8 protein-coding genes are annotated in these 15,224 nt (G+C 72.0%); 3 read left to right on the top strand and 5 right to left on the bottom strand.

From position 1 onward, the window contains the following. The first annotated feature begins 354 nt into the window (after positions 1-354). Positions 355-4,407 (top strand): type VII secretion protein EccCa, encoded by a 4,053-nt coding sequence (gene eccCa / locus ACFYQ5_RS11555; RefSeq protein ID WP_389196473.1) that lies wholly within the window; start codon positions 355-357, stop codon positions 4,405-4,407. 67 nt (positions 4,408-4,474) lie between these two features. Here eccCa and ACFYQ5_RS11550 read toward each other — a convergent pair whose 3' ends face one another. From ACFYQ5_RS11550 to ACFYQ5_RS11535, 4 genes are all read right to left on the bottom strand, one after another. Continuing rightward, positions 4,475-5,740: a S8 family serine peptidase gene (locus ACFYQ5_RS11550; RefSeq protein WP_389196471.1), complete on the bottom strand. Its 1,266-nt coding sequence runs from the start codon at positions 5,738-5,740 to the stop codon at positions 4,475-4,477. Continuing rightward, positions 5,737-9,048 carry a right-handed parallel beta-helix repeat-containing protein gene (locus tag ACFYQ5_RS11545; RefSeq protein ID WP_389196469.1) on the bottom strand — a complete coding sequence of 1,104 codons (3,312 nt, stop codon included), beginning with the start codon at positions 9,046-9,048 and terminating at the stop codon, positions 5,737-5,739. The genes ACFYQ5_RS11550 and ACFYQ5_RS11545 overlap by 4 nt, the downstream gene beginning before the upstream one ends. 146 nt (positions 9,049-9,194) lie before the next feature. Further along, positions 9,195-10,391 (bottom strand): ricin-type beta-trefoil lectin domain protein, encoded by a 1,197-nt coding sequence (locus tag ACFYQ5_RS11540; RefSeq protein ID WP_389196467.1) that lies wholly within the window; start codon positions 10,389-10,391, stop codon positions 9,195-9,197. Next, positions 10,388-11,209: a type VII secretion system-associated protein gene (locus ACFYQ5_RS11535; protein WP_389196893.1), complete on the bottom strand. Its 822-nt coding sequence runs from the start codon at positions 11,207-11,209 to the stop codon at positions 10,388-10,390. The genes ACFYQ5_RS11540 and ACFYQ5_RS11535 overlap by 4 nt, the downstream gene beginning before the upstream one ends. 531 nt (positions 11,210-11,740) lie before the next feature. Between ACFYQ5_RS11535 and ACFYQ5_RS11530 the strand changes: the two genes are divergently transcribed. Continuing rightward, positions 11,741-12,736, top strand: coding sequence for a mannose-binding protein (locus ACFYQ5_RS11530; protein WP_389196465.1), 996 nt, complete (start codon positions 11,741-11,743; stop codon positions 12,734-12,736). A 477-nt stretch (positions 12,737-13,213) separates the two neighbouring features. Here ACFYQ5_RS11530 and ACFYQ5_RS11525 read toward each other — a convergent pair whose 3' ends face one another. Further along, positions 13,214-13,987: an IclR family transcriptional regulator gene (locus tag ACFYQ5_RS11525; protein WP_389196464.1), complete on the bottom strand. Its 774-nt coding sequence runs from the start codon at positions 13,985-13,987 to the stop codon at positions 13,214-13,216. 224 nt (positions 13,988-14,211) lie between these two features. Between ACFYQ5_RS11525 and ACFYQ5_RS11520 the strand changes: the two genes are divergently transcribed. Beyond that, positions 14,212-15,213 (top strand): 4-hydroxy-3-methylbut-2-enyl diphosphate reductase, encoded by a 1,002-nt coding sequence (locus tag ACFYQ5_RS11520; RefSeq protein WP_389196462.1) that lies wholly within the window; start codon positions 14,212-14,214, stop codon positions 15,211-15,213. Positions 15,214-15,224: the final 11 nt, after the last annotated feature.

Genomic DNA, 15,224 nt, shown 5'->3' with positions numbered 1-15,224 from the left:
GGATGTGCGAACAGTACGGAAGGTCCGCGCGGCCGCGAACCGGGGGGCCGGGCACGGAATTTGCCTCCGCGGGCCCGGCGACGACCACTCCCGCGTGGACAGGCCGCGTTCCGTGAATGCACACTACTGCCTACGACCACCGGGTCGTGCTGCGGACCGGACTCTATTTATCCGGTATGTGGTTGGCCATCACGGAAGTTACCTGCCCCTGCCATCCGCTCGAAACATTCATCCGGCGTTCACTGTGTGTCACGCGGAACCCGGAGAATCAGCGCGGTGCGGCCTTTTCCACCACCGGGTGCGCCGGAATTCGGTGCGGACCGGAAAGTTCAGTGAACCGGAGGTTCTGTCACCTTGAGTGTCGTGCTGTTTCGTCGCCCGGCCCGCAGGCGCGGGCCGGAGATGCCCGAAGGGCAATTGACCCTCCAGGAGCCGCCGGTCCTCGCCGAGACTGTGCCCGATACCTCGGCGATCTGGACCTATTTGCCGATGGCATTGATGTCGGTTTCGATGATGCTGATGTTCCTGCGCCCCGGCGGCGGGAACGGCGTCTTCATGTATCTGGCGATGGGCGTCATGGCGCTCTCCGCCGGTGCCATGCTCCTGGGGCAGCTGATGCGCCGCTCCAGCGAGCGCAAGCAGCGTCTGAAGGGTGAACGCCGCGACTACCTGCGCTACCTGGCACAGATCCGCAAGCGGGTCCGCACCACCATCGCGGAGCAGCAGCGGGCGCTCGCCTGGCGCCACCCGGAGCCCGCGTCGCTCCGCTCGCTGGCCCGTACCTCACGGCTGTGGGAACGCCGCCCGGCCGACGAGGACTTCGGCGAGGTCCGGCTCGCGGTCGGCGAGCAGCAGCTCGCCCTCACCCTGAACCCGGTCTCCACCCGTCCGGTGGAGGACCTCGAACCCCTCTGCGCGCATGCCCTGCGCCGGTTCATCCGCGCCTACTCCACCATCCCCGGACAACCCCTCGGCCTCTACCTGCGTTCCTCGGCCCGGATCCTGCTGCGCCCGGAGGAGGCGCCCGGCCAGGATCCCGCCGAGCCGGGCACCACGCCGTCCGGGGAGGCCGGCGAGGGCCCAGGCGCCGAAGCGGTACGCGCCCTGGTCCGCGCCATGCTCGGGCAGCTCGCGGTGTTCCACGCACCCGAGGAGCTGTGGATCGCCCTCTGCGTCAGCGACGAGCGGCGGCCCGACTGGGAGTGGGCCAAGTGGCTTCCGCACACCCTGGACCCGTACGAGGAGGACGGCGCCGGCCAGGCCCGCCGGATCACCGCCGACCTCACCGAACTCGACGACCTGCTCGGCGCCGAGTTCGCCGAACGCCCCGGTTTCGACCCGGAGGCCCGCCCCGCCCGTGACGAGCCCTACACGATCATCGTCCTGGACGGCGTCACCGTGCCCGAGGGGCACCGCTGGGAGGGGCACGGCTACCGCAACGCCCTGGCCCTCGACATATCCGGGGCGCTGCGCTGGCGCCCCGGCCGCAACACGCTGAGGCTGACCGTCGGTCCCGACCTGGTGAACCTGGTGCGCACCGACCGCAGCCGCAAGGAGCGCTCCGTCCCGCTCGGCCGGCCCGACCGGCTCGGCACCCTCGGCGCGGAGTCGCTGGCCCGGCTGCTCACCCCCCGCCGGATGAGCCTGGGCACCGACATCGCGCAGCCGATGGACACCGACGTCGAGCTGACCACACTGCTCGGCATCCCCGACCTGCACCGGCACGACCCGCAGACCCTCTTCAACCGGCACACCGGCTCCACCCGGCTGCGGGTGCCGATCGCGGTCGGCGTCGACGGCCGCCCGGTGGACCTCGACATCAAGGAGTCCGCGCAGGGCGGGATGGGCCCGCACGGCATGCTCATCGGTGCCACCGGCTCCGGCAAGAGCGAGCTCCTGCGCACCCTCGTCCTCGGTCTCGCCCTGACCAACTCCTCCGAGACGCTCAACTTCATCCTGGTCGACTTCAAGGGCGGCGCCACCTTCCTCGGCCTGGAGGAGCTCCCGCACACCTCCGCCGTCATCACCAACCTCGCCGACGAGGTCGCCCTGGTGGAACGCATGCAGGACGCCCTGCACGGCGAACTCATCCGGCGCCAGGAACTGCTGCGCTCCGCCGGCAACTACACCTCCGCCCTGGAGTACGAGCGGGCCCGCGCCGGGGGGACGGACCTCACCCCGTTGCCCAGCCTGTTCGTGGTGGTCGACGAGTTCAGTGAACTGCTCTCCGCTCACCGGGAGTTCATGGATCTGTTCGTGATGATCGGCCGTCTCGGCCGTTCCCTCGGGGTGCACCTGCTGCTCGCGTCACAGCGCCTGGACGAGGGCCGTATGCACCAGCTCGAGAGCCACCTGTCGTACCGCATCGGCCTGCGTACCTTCTCCGCCATGGAAAGCCGTGGCGTACTCGGTGTTCCGGACGCCTACGAACTGCCGGCCCAGCCCGGCAGCGGCTACCTGAAGTCCGGTGTGGAGTCCCTGACCCGCTTCCGCGCCGCCTACTCCTCCGGCTCGTACCGGCGCCGCACCGGTGCGGTGGTCCAGGCCCGGGTGGCCAGCCAGGTGGTGCCGTGGACCAGCGGCTATGTGGTGCCGCGCACTCTGGACCCCGCCACCGAGCCGGAGCCGGAGAACGAGGAGACGGGTGAGGAGGAGGCCCTGCTCGACGTGGCCCTCGACCGGCTGCGCGGCTCCGGCCCCGCCGCCCACCAGGTGTGGCTGCCGCCGCTGGACGAGCCTTCCCCGCTGGACGCCCTGCTGTCCGGCATCACCGCCGACCCGGAGCGCGGTCTGACCGCCGCCGGCTGGTCCGGCACCGGCAAGCTGCGGGTCCCGGTCGGCCTCGTGGACAAGCCGTTCGACCAGCGCCGCGACCCGCTGGTCGTGGATCTCTCCGGAGCCGGCGGTCACGTCGCCGTCGCGGGCGGTTCGCAGAGCGGCAAGTCCACACTCGCCCGCACCCTGATCGCCGCCCTCGCCCTCACCCACACCCCGGCCGAGATCCAGTTCTACTGCCTCGACTTCGGCGGCGGTGGCCTCTCCCAGCTCGCCGCCCTTCCGCACGTCGGCGGCGTCGCGGCGCGGCTCAACCCGGAGCGGGTGCACCGGGCCGTCGCCGAGGTGATGACGCTGCTCGCCCGCCGTGAGCAGTTCTTCGTGGACCACACCCTCGACTCCATGCAGTCCTACCGCCGCCGCCGGGCCGCCGGGGAGTTCCCCGACGAGCCCTTCGGCGACGTGTTCATGGTGGTCGACGGCTGGTCCACGGTCCGCCAGGACTACGACGCCTTGATCCCGAAGTTCAACGAACTCGCCGCCCGGGGACTCAACTACGGCATCCACCTGATCATCACCACCACCCGCTGGGTGGAGCTGTCCGCCCAGGTCCGTGACCAGGCGGGCACCCGCCTCGAACTGCGGATGGGTGACCCGATGGACTCCGAGATCGACACCCGCAAGGCCCGCTCGGTGCCGCGCAGCGGTGGCCGCGGCATCACCGCGGACAGCAAGATGCACTTCCTCGCCGGCCTGCCCCGGCTGGACGGCAGCGGCTCCCTCGACGACCTCGGCGACGGCGTCACCCACCTGGTCGCGGAAGTCTCCCGGCACTGGACGGGCGCGCCCGCCCCGCAGGTCCGGATGCTGCCGCACCGGCTCCCGCTCGCCGAACTCCCGGCGCCCGAGCCCACCGAGGGCGGCGGCATGCGTCTCGCGCTCGGCATCGACCAGGACGCCCTGGAACCCGTCTGGCACGACTTCAGCCGTACGCCGCACCTGATCGTGGTCGGCGACACCGAGAGCGGCAAGACCAACCTGCTGCGCGCCATCACCAAGGGCATCACCACCCGCTACACCCCGGAGGAGGCGAAGATCATCGCGGTGGACTACCGCCGCACCCTGGTGGGCGCCATCCCCGAGGAGTACCGCATCGGGCACGTGATCTCCCTGGACAACCTCAAGGAGACCATCGAGGGCGCCGCCCGCGCGATGAAGTCCCGCATCCCCGGCGCCGACATCGCCCCCGCCCGCATGCGCCGGTGCGACTGGTGGACCGGCCCCCGTCTGTTCGTCCTGGTCGACGACTACGACATGGTCTCCGGCAACTCCTTCCAGAGTCCCTTCGAGCCGCTCTTCGAGAACCTGACCCTCGGCTTCGAGATGGGTCTGCACCTGGTCGTCGCCCGCAGTGCCATGGGCGCCGGCCGCGGTCTCAGCGACGGGCTCATCCGCCGGCTCGACGAGGCCAACAACCCCGCTGTCCTGCTCTCCTGCCCGCCCACGGAAGGCCGCCTCTTCGGCGACGCCAAGCCCCTCAACCTCCCGCCGGGCCGGGCACTCCACATCGCTCGCCGCCGGCCGCGGCTGATGCAGACGGCGCTGGTGGAGGAGAACCAGGTCCAGGACTGAGAGAACACCGGATGACGACACCCTCCTGAGGTACGCCTCAGGAGGGTGTCGTCGTCGGAACGTCAGCTCATTCCGCCGCTGTTCCAGCCGCTGCCGCTGTTCCGGCCGCTCCCGCCGGGCGCCATCCCCGGGAGCGGGCACGGGACAGGGCGAAACCGGCCCAGAGGACGGCGAGGACGGCGGCGGAGCCCAGCAGGACGAAGTGGGTCGCCCGGCCGGTGGCGCGGTCGGCGGCAGCGGTGTCGCGGACGGTCACGGGTTCCGCGGCGCGCTCGTCGCCGACGGACGCGGCCGCGTCGCCGAGGACGGTGGTGACGGCGGCGTAGGCGTCCAGCTGGGGGATGTCGGCAGGGTAGGCGGTGGCGGTCAGACGGCGGATGACGTCGTCGGGCGAGTCGTCGGGGTGGGCGGCTCGGACCGCCGCGGCGGCTCCTGCCGCGTAGGCGGTGGCCACCGGGACGCCGCCGCCGAGGTAGTGGCCTGTGCCCCGCGGGCCGCCGGAGACCACCCCGGCGCCCGGGGCGGCCAGGTCGACGCCCCCGGTGGGCAGGGAGCCGTCCGGGCGGCCGCCGCCGGGAAGCATGTCGGCGACCGAGAGGACGCCGGGTTCACCGGCCGGCCAGTAGGTGCGGGACGGGACCTCGTCGCTGCCGCCCCGGGACGGCGGGTCCGGGGTGGCCGCGGCGACCACGACCGCGCCCGTCCGGCGGGCCTCGGCGACCGCACTGCTCAGCGCCGCGTCCTGGCGCGGCAGTGCCACCGCGACCGCGATCACTGCGGCCCGGGCCGTGGTCGCCGCACGCATCGCGTCCACGACCAGGTCGGGGCTCGCCTGCCCGCGCCGGTCGGTGCCGCGCAGGGCCAGGATCTTCGCGCCCGGGGCCACCCCGGCCAGGCGGGGACTGTCCCCGCCGGTCCCGGCGATCAGCCCGGCCAGGAACGTACCGTGCCCGACGCAGTCGTCAGCGGCCGTGCCCTCGGCGGTGACCCTGCCGCTGAGCCCGGACGCGTCGGGATCGACACCGGTACCGATCAGCGCGACGAGCACACCCGCACCGGTGCTGTGCTGGTGCAGCCGGTCGAGGTCGAGGCGCTGACGCGACCAGTCCTGCTTCTTCGCCTTCTCGCCGGAGGCCGGGGTGCAGACCACCTCGGCGGCCTCGGGGTCGAGGGCGGAGGGCATACCGGGCAGCTCCTGGCCCTTCTTCCCGTCGGCCGCGGGAACGCGCGAGGGGGGTGCCGCCTGCGCCGGCACGGCAGTGGGCAGCAGCAGTGCGGCGGCGAGGCCGGCACCGGACAGCAGGCGGGCGGCCCCGCGCGCGGGAGGCTTCATCGGGGTGCAACCTTCGGTGTCGCGGCCGTGACATCGGCGGGGAGGAGGACGCGCAGGTCGTCCAGGGTGGGCGCGGCCAGCGAACTGAGCCGTCCCGCTTGGCGGGTGACCATCGATTCGACCACCTGACGGGCCAGCCGGGCGTTGCCGAAGGAGCGGTCCCGGGGTATCGCGTCGAAGTACTCCTTGAGCAGCGGGCCGGTGCCGGGTCCGCACTCGTAGCCCATGTTCGCCGCCTGGGTCCGCACGATGGTGACCAGCTCCTCCGAGGAGTAGTCGGCGAAGGCGATCCGGCGCGGGAAGCGGGAGGAGAGGCCCGGGTTGGAGCCGAGGAAACGCTCCATCTCGTCGGTGTAGCCGGCGACGATGACGACCACCTCGTCGCGGTGGTCCTCCATCAGCTTCAGCAGCGTGTCCACCGCTTCCTGGCCGAAGTCCGCACCGCCGCCGCGCGGGGTGAGGGTGTACGCCTCGTCGATGAACAGCACGCCGCCGCGGGCCCGTTCGAAGACCTCGCGGGTCAGCTGCGCGGTGTGGCCGATGTAGCGGCCGACCAGGTCGGCGCGCGCCGCCTCGATCAGCTGGCCCCGGTCGAGGACGCCGAGCTGGGTCAGGACCTCCCCGTAGAGGCGGGCGACGGTGGTCTTGCCGGTACCGGGCGGGCCGGTGAAGACCAGATGGTTGCTGAGCGAGGGGACCGGTAGGCCGGCCGCGGCCCGGTGGCGGGCCGTGGTGATCAGGTTGACCAGATCCGCGACCTCGCGCTTCACCCCGGCCAGGCCGATCATGTCGCCGAGGCGGGTCAGCGGGTCGTCGTCCGGTACGGACGTGTCGGCGGCCGTGGCGGCGGCGGTGGCGGACACGTCGTCCGGCAGCAGAAGCCGCAGATCGTGCTCACTGACCTGCGGCTGCTCGGAGAGCCGGACCGCCTGTCTGTCCACCATCTCCTCGAACACCCCGCGCGCGGCACGGCCGTTGCCGAAGCCGGCGTCCCGTGGCATCGCCTCGAAGTGCGCGGCCAGAGCAGCCGCGGTGCCCTCGCCCAGCTCGTACTGGTGCTGGGCGCACATGCTGTCCATGATCGCGACCAGGTCGGGCACCGAGTAGTTCTCGAACTCGACGGTCCGCGAGAAGCGGGAGGCCAGGCCCGGGTTGGAGCCGAGGAAGGAGTCCATCTCACGGGAGTAACCGGCCGCGACCACCACCACGTCGTCGCGGTGGTCCTCCATCAGCTTCAGCAGCGTGTCCACCGATTCGCGGCCGAAGTCGGCGCCGCCGTTGCCGCTGTCGGAGGTGAGCGTGTACGCCTCGTCGATGAACAGGACGCCGCCGAGAGCTCGCTGGAAGGTCTCGGTGGTCTTGATGGCGGTGCCGCCGACGATCTGCGCGACCAGGTCGGCGCGTGAGACCTCTACCAGGTGCCCGCTGCGCAGCGAGCCCAGTTCGGCCAGGATCGCGCCGTACAGGCGGGCGACGGTGGTCTTACCGGTGCCGGGGGGGCCGGCGAAGACGAGGTGCCTGCTCATCGGCGGGGCGGACATGCCGAGTTGTTCGCGACGCTGGGCGAGCTGGGTCAGGTTGACCAGGGTGCGCACCTGGTGCTTGACGTTCTCCAGGCCGATCAGCGCGTTGAGGGCGCCGAGCGGGCCGTCCGCGCGGTCCGCCGGGGGCGCGTCCGCGGCGCCGGAACCGGCCGGGTCGGTGTTCTCGGCGCTGCCGGTGCCCCAGGCGTCCCGCTTGCCGTTGCCCGTGCTGCTCAGGCCTTCCACCGCGAGCCGTTCGCCGGGCGCGGTCTGCACCAGGCCACCGCCCTCGTTCTCCCGGGCGAGGCAGTTGACGAGCGAGACCGGCGCGGTGGACTCCACCCGGAAGCCGTCCTGGGCGCCGCCGGTGGCCTCGCAGCCGCTGAGCGAGGCGAGCGCGCCCTCCTGGAGCAGGTAGCCGTGGCCCTTGGGGGCGTGCACGGCGGTGCGGTTGGCCGTCAGCTCGCCGCCCGCGGCGACCAGCACGCCCTCCTCACCGGAGATCTCGACGCGGAAGTCGCGGACGGTGACGTTGCCGCCGTCCTCCACGACCAGCCCACTGGTGGCGGTGTCGGAGACCCCTCCGCCGGCCAGGTAGAGGGTGCTGCCGGAGGCCACGCGTACGCCCGCGCCCTTCGGCCGGATGATCTCGCAGTCCTCGGCGCGGCCCCGGGCGTCCTTGGTGGCCGCGATGCCGTCGCCGGCGGGCTCCACCAGCCGGGCCCGGCGCAGCAGCGGGTTGGCTCCGCCGAGCACCGCGACCGCGGGCGAGCCGCCGATCACCTCCAGACGGTCCAGCTCCGGCGCCGAGTCCTCCTCCAGGAGCAGCCCGGGCCCGTCGCAGTCACGGACGGTCAGGCCGGTCAGCGCCGGGGACGCGGCCCCGGCCACCCTCAGCGCCGCTCCCTGCGCGCCGTCCACCCAGCAGTCCTCGAAGGTGCCGCGCGACCGGTCGGTGACCAGCACGCCGTGGCCGCGGACGCGCGAGACGCGGCAGCGGCGCAGCACCGGGTCGGTGCCCCCGGCCAGCGCGATCCCGTTCCCGGAGGCGCCCGTGACGCGGACGTCCTCCAGCGTCGTACGGCCCGCACTGCTCAGGTGCACGCCGGTGCTGGTGTCGTGCACCACCGTGCGGATCACCGAGACGGCGGAGTTCTGTTCCAGGGCGATGGAGGGCTTGTCGGTGGAGGAGATGTCGCAGTCCTCGACGGTGCCCCGGGTCTCGCCGTTGGCGAGCAGGCCGTTGCCCCGGGCGTCCCGCACCGTGCAGTCCCGGATGCGTGCCTCGCCCTGTTCGGCGAGGACCAGGCCGCTGGTGCCCAGGTGTTCGAGCGTGCAGGACTCCACGGTGGTGGGTGTGGTGGAGGTCACCACGATGCCCGCGCCCTGCGGGTTGCTCACCCGGCAGTTCCGCAGCGCGAGGGAACCCGTCCCCCCGGCCAGCATCGCTGTCCAGGCGGCACCGATGATCTCGCAGCCGTCGAACGCGGCCTGCCCGCGCCGCACGTCCACGGCGGGCAGCTCGGCGTCGCCGCCCCGCAGGGTCAGCTCGGAGAACATCACGGCGTCGGCGCGCAGCGCGACCACGCTGCCCGAACGTGGGCGGATCTCCACCGTGCCCCGCCCCTCGGCGGCGGTGACGGTCACCCTGGTGTTGACCACCAGGTTCTCCGCGTACGTCCCGGGCCGGACGCTGATGAGCGCCCCGGTGCGGGCTGCGGCGAGTGCCTCACCGATCGTCCGATAGCGGTCCTTGGGACCGACCGACAGTACCTGGCGCGACACGCACCAACCTCCTTGCTACGGCGGCATCCTCTGCGAACTCCCCCATTCGCCGGGGGCGCGTGTCGGCGAGCCGACGATGCCATCATGCCTCGTCCCCGGTGCGTACGGGTTCCGGGAGCGGTGCTTCCGGTGTCGAGGCGTTGCGGTCAGGTGCTCCACTTCTGGGCGGGGTTGCCCGTGCAGGTCAGCAACTGCAGGGCTGCGCCGTTGTTCCGGTCGGCGCCCGCGATGTCGACGCACATGCCGACGACGGTGTTGACCAGGTCGTGGCTGCCGTTCAGGGCGAACTGCTGGGCGGCGTTGCCGTTGCACCAGGTGATCTGCATGGGGGTGCCGTCGCTGAAGTTCGCGTTGGCCACGTCCAGGCACTTGTCAGCGATGCGGACGGTGCCGTCCGAGGCGAACCGCCACTTCTGCGCGGCGGCGTTGTTGCAGTCCCACACGTGCAGCGCCTTGCCGTCGCTGAAGTCGTGGTCCGGTACGTCGATGCAGCGGCCCGAGAGATGGCTGCGGAAGGAGACGGGGGCACTGAAGGTGACGCCGGAAGAGGCCTTCGCGGGCTTGTCCTGCGCCCCGCCGGACTCCTTCTTCTCGCTCTGCTTCTCCGGCTTGTCCTCCGGGTCGGCGTCCTTCTTCGGCTTGTCCTCGGACGGGTCCGGCGCCGGGACGTGCTTCACCGGCTTCTCGGGCACCGGATCGACGGGGGCCTTCTTCTTGCCCTCGTCCGGGGAGCCGCTCTCGGGTGTGGTCACCGCGAACTCACCCGGTGCCTCCTGCGTACTCCCGTCGAGCACGGTTCCCGCCGCCGCCACCGACGGCTGCTCGGGTCCCTTGTCGTCGTTCCCGGCGAGTATCAGGAACGGCACCGAGACGAGCAGCGCCCCCGCGACCGCCGCTCCGGCCAGCACCGCCCTGCCCGGACGGCCCACCGGACCGTCCTCCTGCTGCGGCCGGCCGATCGCGGTGGCGGTCATGGTCCGCACCAGTCCGGGCAGCCGGCTCTGGGCTGCGGCCGTGGCATCGGAGTCGGCCTCGGACTCGGACCGGGCGCCGGAGGACGCCGCGGTCTCGGGCCCGGTGGTCCGGCCCTCTCCGGGAGCCTTCGCACCCTCGTCAGGGTTCTTCGCGGCCGCTCCGGATTCCTTCTCGGCCTCCGGGGCCTCCGTACCGGTCCTGCCGGCCTTCCCTGCCACAGCCCCGGTCTTCGCCGCTGCGGGCTCGGCCAGGGTGGCGGGCCCGGAGGTACTGCCGGGTGCGGCGGTCGCGGTCGACTGCTCGCCCCCGGAAGAGGACTCCGTGCGAGCCCCCGGGGAAGCGGGGGGTTGCTGGGACGATCGCGTCATGGGGTCCTCCCTGTGGTGTGGGGCCAGGGTTCAGATGAGCTGTGGGTCCGGCCCTCGGACGGGGCCGTGCCGCCGGTGCGGTCCACGGTGCCGGCTGAGCTGCCGGAGGCGTCCTCCGCCCCGGCGGCCGTCGCGGACGCCCTCGCGTCGCCCGCAGCGCGCACCGGGCTCGGAAGTGCGTCCGCCGGGACGAGGAGCGGAGCCGCGGCCCCGGCGTTGACCATGAGCATGGTGCCGGGACCTCTCAGTGACTGGGCCAGTTCCCGTGCGGGCAACGTGTCATGGTGAAGTGCCGCGGACATGAACTCATGGGTGGGTGAGGTGAACAACAGGACCACCGGCGCGCCGTCCCGCCCGGCGGCCGTGAGCGGCCCGCCGTCCGGTCCGCGCACCACGGAGACGTCCGCCTCCGCGAGCGCCGCGAGCGCGGCTTCCACCGAGCCGTAGCCGGTGGCCGCACGCTGCGCAGCGGCGTCCACCGGGTCGGTGGGCTCAGGCCATCCGAGAACCCGCGCCGAGGGCCGGTACGCCGGATTGGCCCGGTACTCCCCTACGCCTCCGCTCTCGTCCGACTGCCACTCCCCCAGCACCGCCCACTCCGGCGGCGTCCGCTCCTCGGTCCACTCCGGGTCCACCACCCCGACCCAGTGCCCCGGCGCCCTGCGCGCGGCGGCCTTCACCGCCTCGGGTATGCCGTCGGTGTCGGCGGCCTCAGCGCTGCCGGGGCCGGGTGACTCGGGGTCGGCGGTCGGGCCGGAGGTATCGGGAATGACGAACGTCGCGTCATTCGAGCCCTCTTGTCGTTCTCCGGGCCGCATCTCCACCTGAACTCTTGGGTCTGTACGCACTCTCACGTGCCGAACGACATGTGCTCGCGCGCCGACACTGATCAGATCCGGGAGCCATCAGGATGTCATACGAGCGCCGTCCGTGGGAGTTCACCCAGGTTCCGTTTCGTGATGACAGCATGCCCGTTTGACTGACCGAACAGGGGACTTTCCGGGACCAGTGAGGCGTGAGAGGACATAGTGACGGTGGCGTTCGGGGCTCGGGAGCGGCCGTCGTCCCCACGAAGGGCTACGTTGGGTACGCCATCGGCCCCTTCGACGTGCAGCGCCTTCCGGCCCGGCCGTCCGGGCGGGGCCGTACGGGAATGCCTCGCAGCTCGGAAAGGTGCCGGATCGGCCGCAGGCCGCTACCGCGCCGGGTCACGCGAATTCGACGACGAGGACCGGGCCGGCCCGGCCCACCTCGACGCGGCACTCGCCGACACCCTCTGGGCCAGCAGGCTTTCATCCGGCCCGACCGCCCGCCGCCCACCGACCGCTCCGCCACAAAGGAGTAACCGCATGTCCCCCCAGCAGCCCACCCCCGGCGCGAACGCGGCGGCAGCCGCCGCCCCGGGAGCGCAGGAGGCCGGGTCCCCGGCCCCGCCCTCGGCGCCGGCCGAGGAGACGCCGAGCCCGGCTTCCGCTTCCGCTTCCGGTACCGCTTCCACATCCGGTGCCGCCCCGGCCGGGGAGACCGCCGCCACCCCGCCCGCGCCCTCGGCCGCCGCCGCCAAGACCGCCAAGACCGCCGAGGCGCCCGAGGAGGGCGTAGGCCTGGCGACGGCCGCCGTGACGGCGCCGGGCACCAAGACCGCCACCGGCGTCGACGGGGGACGTCCCCGCACGCCGGTCCTCGCGGGGGCCGCCTTCGTCGGCGCCGCCTTGGTCGCCATACCCCTGCTGCTGGTCGGAAGCGCCAACGACAGAGGGCAGGACGACACCCCCATGCGACCGGTGGCGGGGGGTGCCGACACCGTCCTCAACCCGAACACCGCCCCCGCGGTCCTCGATGACTACGTGGCCGGGAAGCCCAGTCCGTCCCCGAGCACGAAGAAGCCGAAGGCGGTCGAGATCCCGCAGGCCACCGTCCCCAAGCCCGCTGCTCCGGCGCCGGAGCCCAGGACGAGCAGCCCTGCCGCGAAGAAGCCCTCGGCCACGCCCAAGCCCAAGCCCAAGCCGGCTCCGAAGCCGAGCTGGAGCACGGTGACCGTCTTCTCGCCCAGCGTCCTGGAGGTCAACCAGGCCTGGACGACCAACCGCATCCGCATGGTCATGCAGGGGGACGGCAACCTCGTCGTCCTCAACGAGCTGGGCAAACCCATCTGGGCGTCCATGACCTTCGGCCAGAACCACCGGGCCATCTTCCAGCCCGACGGCAACCTCGTCATCCACAACGGCGACGACCGCCCGATCTGGGCGTCCAAGACCCACGACTTCGGGGGCGCCCAACTGGTCCTCCGGGCCGACGCCAAGGTGGCCATCGTGCACAACGGCAGGGTTGTCTGGACGACCTGACGCAGCGCGGCGGGGGCGCCGAGTCGCCCTCAGGACAGCGGCGTCGAAAAAACAGCACACGGCAGACGGCCCTCGCCGGCCGGCGAACCGGTCGGCGAGGGCCGTCTGCGCGTACGCGCCCCACTCCCCGCTCCCCCTCGGAAGGTACGTCCGCACGTGCCTGACGGCTCTGTCTCGACACCGGTGCCACCAGTGGTGGTTAAGACCACTCCATCATCTGATGTGGTGGTCCACTTCCGTGGAGGTGCAGTGACCCTTATGCCTGAAAGTCATTCGTACTGTCTTCCTCGTGTCCCTCGGCTCCCTCTGCTCGGCGCCGTCGTCCCCCTGGCCCGCGAGCCCCGGGCGCCGTGACCTGGCGCCCGGGACCGCCGGCGGCGGTCACGCATCGGCCGGGAGACCACGGTCGGCCGATGGGCCCAGGTTCAGGCAGGCACCGCTCTCGACCGCAGCTCCTCGGCACGGGCCGGTTGCCGTTCACGACACGGCGACGAGGTCCTGTTCGATGGCGTCCACCGTGTCCAGCAGGATCCGCGCGACGCTGCGTAGATCACGATTCGTGACCGTGTCGCCCACGACGATCGCGGCTATCGGGCCGGCCCTGCCCAGGCGGACCGGGGCGGCCAGTTCGACCAGTTCCGGAATGTGCTCGCTTCTCGCGTAGGACAGGCCGGTCCGCCGGATCCGTTCGAACTCGCGCCGCATCGCGTCCGTCCTGGCCGAGATCCTGCGTGAGCCGGGCATCGTGGTGGCGAAGAGGTCGGCCGGGTTCCGCTGGGCCATCGCGAGCAGAAGCCTGCCCGCCGCCGAGCGGTGTGCCGGGACCGGCTGCCGCAGCGCCATCGCCAGGCGGACGTGTTCCTGGCCGTAGAGGGTGCCGACGTGCTGGACCTGGGTGCCCGACAGCGTGCCGAGGCTGACGATCCTGTTCGTCAGCTGGAACAGTTCGATCAGGAAGGGAGTGATCGGATAGTTGAGCAACTGCGCCGACGCGGGGCCGCTGGTGGCCGCCAGCCGCATCAGGTAGGTGCCGAGTTCATAGGATTTCGACTCCTTCCGTACGGCGAGGCCGTTGTCGGTGAGTATCCGCAACAGGCGGTGCAGCGTGGACTTGGGGAGGTCCACCAGCCGTGACAGTTCCGACAGGGTCAGCGGCCGCGCCGCCTCGGCCAGGACCTCCAGGACGGCGAGCGCTTTGCGTAACGGGCCTCCTGCGGATCCGGGCGCCGGAAGATCTCGCTCATCGTCCACGCGGAACTCCCGTCGCTGAGGCGCGTCCGTCCGGTCAATGCCTACCTGCGCGCGCACGGCGAACTCAAGATCGACCGCTGTTGCTGTCCCGTGGGGCCATGGCATCAGGCCCTTTTGACAGTCACGGGCCCGTCCCCGGCGGCCGGACCGCTGTTTCCGTGGTCGTTCCGGAAAGTGGAACCGGGCATTGAGGGCTGCGCCTCGCTCTCCCTAGTCTCCCGGACGTGTCTAATCTGAGCTCGGATGAGTACGTGGACAGCGGCGTTGCACGCCGCGTCCTGCTGGCTGGTCCTCGATCCTTCTGTGCGGGTGTCGAGCGGGCCATCGAGATCGTCGAGCGCGCGCTGGAATCGCGCGGCGCCCCTGTCTACGTGCGCAAGCAGATCGTGCACAACGTCACCGTCGTCGACGACCTCGCGGAGCGTGGCGCGGTGTTCGTCGACGAACTGGACGAGGTGCCCGACCAATCGACGGTGGTGTTCTCCGCGCACGGGGTCTCACCCGCGGTGCGCGAGGAGGCTGCCCGGCGCGGTCTGGAGGTGATCGACGGAACCTGTCCCCTGGTCGCCAAGGTGCATGCCGAGGCACGCCGTTTCGCTGCCCGGGGCGACACGATCGTCCTTGTGGGACACGCGGGGCACGAGGAGGTCGAGGGAACCCTCGGCGAGGCACCGGAATCCATGGTGCTGGTCGAGACGGCGGAGGAGGCGCGCGAGCTGTCCGGAACCGACGGGCGGAACGTGTCCTACCTCACCCAGACCACCCTGGCCGTCGACGAGACCGCAGAGGTCGTCGGGGCCCTGAGAGAGAGGTTCCCGCTGCTCCAGGAACCACCGTCCGACGACATCTGCTACGCCACCACCAACCGGCAGGCCGCACTCAAGGCGATCGTCGCGGAGTCGGACCTCGTGCTGGTCGTCGGCTCGGAGAACTCCTCCAACTCGGTCCGCCTGGTGGAGATGGCACGCCGCGAGGACACCCGCGCCGAGCTGATCGACCGTGCCGCCGACATCCGGCCGGAATGGCTTCAGGGCGTGCGGACGGTAGGGCTCACGGCCGGTGCCTCGGCACCGCCCGCCCTGGTGACGGAAGTCGTGACCTGGCTGAACACCTTCGGCCCTGTCAGCGTCGAAGAACGCGAGATCACCCGCGAGAACATTCGTTTCGACCTTCCCCCGGCCGTGCGTGGCGACACGCGGCGGCCGGCGGACGGCCGTCCCAGCTGAGCGAGGAGAGA

Source organism: Streptomyces sp. NPDC005794, from assembly GCF_042871445.1.
Lineage (GTDB): Bacteria > Actinomycetota > Actinomycetes > Streptomycetales > Streptomycetaceae > Streptomyces.
Note: the sequence above shows the minus strand (reverse complement) of the source record. Positions and strands in the feature narration are given on the sequence as shown.

Bases quoted from the DNA above. Each gene is read 5' to 3' on its own strand.
- ACFYQ5_RS11535 (WP_389196893.1), bottom strand. From the start codon at position 11,209: ATGCGGCCCGGAGAACGACAAGAGGGCTCGAATGACGCGACGTTCGTC.
- ACFYQ5_RS11540 (WP_389196467.1), bottom strand. From the start codon at position 10,391: ATGACGCGATCGTCCCAGCAACCCCCCGCTTCCCCGGGGGCTCGCACG.
- ACFYQ5_RS11530 (WP_389196465.1), top strand. From the start codon at position 11,741: ATGTCCCCCCAGCAGCCCACCCCCGGCGCGAACGCGGCGGCAGCCGCC.
- ACFYQ5_RS11550 (WP_389196471.1), bottom strand. From the start codon at position 5,740: ATGAAGCCTCCCGCGCGCGGGGCCGCCCGCCTGCTGTCCGGTGCCGGC.